Genomic DNA, 4,064 nt, shown 5'->3' with positions numbered 1-4,064 from the left:
GAAAACCTTCCGCGAATTCCCGGACTGGTTCCGCGACTTCCGCGCAAAGCTCGAAGCCGAAGGCCGCACACCCAAGGTCGCCATGTTCTGCACCGGCGGCATCCGCTGCGAGAAGGCGACCAGCTTCGTGAAGTCCGAAGGCATCGAAGACGTCTTCCACCTCCAGGGCGGTATCCTGAAATATCTCGAAACCGTGCCGGAATCCGACACCAAATGGCAGGGCGAATGCTTCGTCTTCGACGAACGCGTCTCGGTCCGGCACGATCTCACCCCCGGCTCCTATGACATGTGCCATGCCTGCAAGCGGCCGCTATCCGAGACCGATATGCAGCACGCCGCCTACGAACCCGGCGTCGCCTGCCCGCATTGCATCGCCGAAATGACTGACGACCAGCGCGCCCGCTTTGCCGAGCGCCAGAAACAGATCGACCTCGCCAAGTCCCGCGGGCAGCAACACATGGGCCCGGAGGCACGGCGGAGCCAGGAGGCATGACCCTTCCCGTCCTCTACACGTTCCGGCGCTGTCCCTATGCCATGCGCGCCCGCCTCGCGCTTGCTGTCAGCGGCGCCGATATCCGCATCCGCGAAGTCGTCCTGCGCGAAAAGCCGGCCGAAATGCTCGCCGCCAGCCCCAAGGGCACGGTCCCGGTTCTCGTCCTGCCGGATGGCCTTGTGATCGACGAAAGCCTTGATGTCATGCACTGGGCGCTCGCCCTGAATGATCCGGAAAACTGGCTCGGCGCTGACGCCGCCGAAACAGCTGCCCTGATCGCCCAATGCGACGGCCCATTCAAAACGGCCCTCGACCGCTACAAATACCCGACCCGCTATGACGGCGTTGATCCGCTGGCCCAGCGTGGGACCGGTCTGAACATATTGCGGACGTGGGACACCCGTATCACCCCCTCAGGGACCCAGCTGCTGGCCCCTCACCGTACCCTTGCCGACATGGCCATTTTCCCCTTCGTCCGCCAGTTCGCCGCCACCGACCGCGCCTGGTTCGCCGAACAAGACCTGCCCGCGCTGAAGCCCTGGCTCGAAAACCACCTCGCCAGCCCGCTCTTCAAATCAATCATGACCAAGCACGCACAATGGCAGCCGGGCGCAGCAGAACCCCTGCTGGCACAGGCGGTTTAGTTCGGGTTCAGCCCGCCAGAACGGCTCTCACAGCCGCCAGCGCCTCATCCGCCTTGCTCGCATCCGGTCCGCCCGCCTGCGCCATGTCCGGACGCCCGCCACCGCCCTGGCCGCCAAGTGCAGCCGCGGCAACCTTCACAAGGTCCACCGCCGAATATTTCGCGGTGAGGTCCGCCGTCACGCCAATCGCCACGCCCGCCTTGCCATCGGCCACGCCGACAAAGGCCACGACGCCCGAACCGATCTTCGCCTTGGCCTCGTCGACCAGCGCGCGCAAATCCTTGCCGCCGACGCCTTCGGCGACCCGCGCGATCAGGTTCACGCCATTGATCACTTCCGGTCCGGCGGGCGCGCCGCCCCCACCGCCCATGGCCAGCTTGCGCTTGGCATCGGCCAGTTCCTTCTCCAGCGCGCGGCGCTCTTCCGTCAGGACAGTGACTTTGCGCGGCACGTCTTTCAGTGGCACTTTCAGGCTCTCGGCCAGGTCCTCCGCAATCCGTGCGCGGCCCTTGAGATAACTCAGCGCCTCGGCGCCTGTGGCCGCCTCGATCCGGCGGACGCCAGCGGATACGCCACCTTCCGACGTAATCACGAACACGGCGATGTCACCCGAGCGCTCGACATGAATGCCGCCGCACAGTTCGACCGAATAGGCCTTGCCGTCGCCCTTGCCCATCGACAGGACGCGGACTTCATCACCGTACTTCTCGCCGAACAGCGCCAACGCCCCGGCCTCGATGGCTTTCTCCGGCGTGGTCACCTTGATGTCTGTCGCGGCATTCTGGCGGATCACGGCATTGACCTGGTCCTCGATGGCTTCGAGTTCCGCCGCCGTCACCGGTGCGCCATGCGAGAAGTCAAACCGCAGGCGATCCGCTTCGACCAGCGACCCTTTCTGCGTGACATGCTCGCCGAGCACATTTCGCAAGGCGGCATGCAGCAGGTGGGTCGCCGAGTGGTTTGCCATGATGGCCCGGCGCCGCGTCGCGTCGACATGCAGTTTCGCCTTCGCCCCGAGCTTGGCCGAGCCACTGACCAGTTCACCAATATGGACATTCACATCTCCGACCCGCTTCTGCACGTCACGGACGATGAAGCGTGCGCCGTCATCGAACGTGATCTCGCCATGGTCGCCGGCCTGGCCGCCGCTCTCGGCATAGAAAGTCGTGGCATCGAACACGAGTTCGGCTGCGCCCGGCTGGAGCGTATCGACCAGCGCACCGCCCGCCGCGATGGCAACGAGTTTGCCCTGGCCTTGCGTGGCCGAATAACCACCGAATTTCGTGGCGCCGGATTTTTCACGCACTGCGAACCAGATGTCATCGGTCGCGGCATCGCCGGACGAGAAGCCCGCGCTGCGCGAACCTTCGCGCTGGACGTCCATCGCCGCGTCGAAACCAGCCGTATCGACCGACATGCCGCGCGCCCGCAGGATGTCCTGCGTCAGGTCCAGCGGGAAGCCGAACGTGTCGTAGAGCCGGAAGGCGGTGTCACCCGACAGGGCATCACCTTTGCCAAGGCCGGTTGTCGCCTCGTCGAGCAGCGACAGGCCGCGGCCGAGCGTGCGCTGGAAGCGGGACTCTTCCTGTTCAAGCGCGGATTCGATCGCGGCTTTCGCGCGGCCCAGTTCCGGATAGGCCTTGCCCATTTCGCCGATCAGGGCAGGTGTGAGGCGGTGCATCATCGGTTCGCGCGCGCCGAGCAAATGGCCGTGGCGCATGGCCCGGCGCATGATGCGGCGCAATACATAGCCGCGTCCTTCATTCGACGGCAGCACGCCATCGGCGATCAGGAAGGCCGATGTCCGCAAATGGTCTGCGATGACGCGGAAGGAGGCCAGATGGTCGCCCTTGGCTTTCTCGCCATAGAGGTCCTCCTCGGCCTTGATCAGGTTTGCGAAAAGATCGATTTCATAATTGTTGTGGACGCCCTGCATGACAGCCGCGATCCGCTCGAGACCCATGCCGGTATCGATTGACGGTTTGGGCAATGGCTTGCGCGATCCGTCAGCCGACTGGTCGAACTGCATGAAGACCAGGTTCCATATCTCGATGAAGCGGTCGCCATCCTCGTCCGGGCTGCCGGGAGGGCCGCCGGCAATCTTGTCGCCATGGTCGTAGAATATCTCCGAGCACGGTCCGCAAGGTCCGGTATCACCCATCGACCAGAAATTATCCGATGTGCTGATGCGAATTATCCGGTCGTCGGACAGGCCGGCAACCTTCTTCCAGAGCAGTGCGGCCTCATCATCGTCGGCATAGACGGTTACGAGCAGGCGCCTCGGATCGAGCCCGAACTGTTTCGTGACCAAGTCCCAGCCATAGACAATCGCCTGTTCCTTGAAATAGTCGCCGAACGAAAAATTGCCCAGCATTTCAAAGAATGTGTGGTGGCGCGCCGTATAGCCGACATTGTCGAGGTCATTGTGCTTGCCGCCGGCCCGGACGCATTTTTGCGACGTAGTGGCGCGAGGCGCAAACGGCGCCTCAGCGCCGGTGAAAATGTTCTTGAATGGCACCATGCCCGCATTGACGAACAGCAGGGTCGGATCGTTCTGCGGCACGAGGGGCGCAGAGGCGCGCCGCGTGTGTCCCTGCTTCTCGAAGAAGGAAAGGAAAGCTTCGCGGATATCGTTGACGCCGGTCATGGGCAGTGTCCTAGCCGAAATTATTCATGTGCGGCGAGGGCAGTCCCGCGCCGGTTCCAACCGGCGATATAAAGGTCCCTTCGCGGCGCGCCAAGCCAGGTGCGCCACAAAGGGACAAGTTCAGGTTAGAGACCTGACAGCAAACCGGGCTCTAAACGACCCATTTACGGGCCGTTTAAGACAAAAAACCGGAGCCGATCAGCCCTCAGCGGCGTCCGGTTCGACATCGTCATCCTTGCTGGCTTCCATGCCGGACGTGAGGAGTCCGTCGGCGAGGAGG

2 protein-coding genes and 1 pseudogene are annotated in these 4,064 nt (G+C 63.6%); 2 read left to right on the top strand and 1 reads right to left on the bottom strand.

Annotated features, from left to right (window positions below; translation table 11 throughout):
• A pseudogene (locus tag ACESNB_RS10615) lies at nucleotides 1-493 on the top strand (hypothetical protein); the annotation flags it as partial.
• A complete protein-coding gene (locus tag ACESNB_RS10610) occupies nucleotides 490-1,137 on the top strand; it encodes a glutathione S-transferase (protein WP_373007060.1) in 648 nt (215 codons plus the stop codon). The pseudogene ACESNB_RS10615 and the gene ACESNB_RS10610, both read left to right, overlap by 4 nt.
• Nucleotides 1,138-1,144: 7 nt before the next feature.
• Here the strand turns inward: ACESNB_RS10610 and alaS are convergent, their stop codons facing one another.
• Nucleotides 1,145-3,784 carry an alanine--tRNA ligase gene (gene alaS / locus ACESNB_RS10605; protein WP_373007058.1) on the bottom strand — a complete coding sequence of 880 codons (2,640 nt, stop codon included), beginning with the start codon at nucleotides 3,782-3,784 and terminating at the stop codon, nucleotides 1,145-1,147.
• Between the last annotated feature and the right edge of the window lie 280 nt (nucleotides 3,785-4,064).

The sequence above is a fragment of the Hyphomonas sp. genome (assembly GCF_041689225.1).
Lineage (GTDB): Bacteria > Pseudomonadota > Alphaproteobacteria > Caulobacterales > Hyphomonadaceae > Hyphomonas.
This window is presented reverse-complemented; position numbering and strand designations above follow the sequence as displayed.

Coding starts and splice junctions, on each gene's coding strand:
- alaS (WP_373007058.1), bottom strand. CDS start 3,784: ATGACCGGCGTCAACGATATCCGCGAAGCTTTCCTTTCCTTCTTCGAG.
- ACESNB_RS10610 (WP_373007060.1), top strand. CDS start 490: ATGACCCTTCCCGTCCTCTACACGTTCCGGCGCTGTCCCTATGCCATG.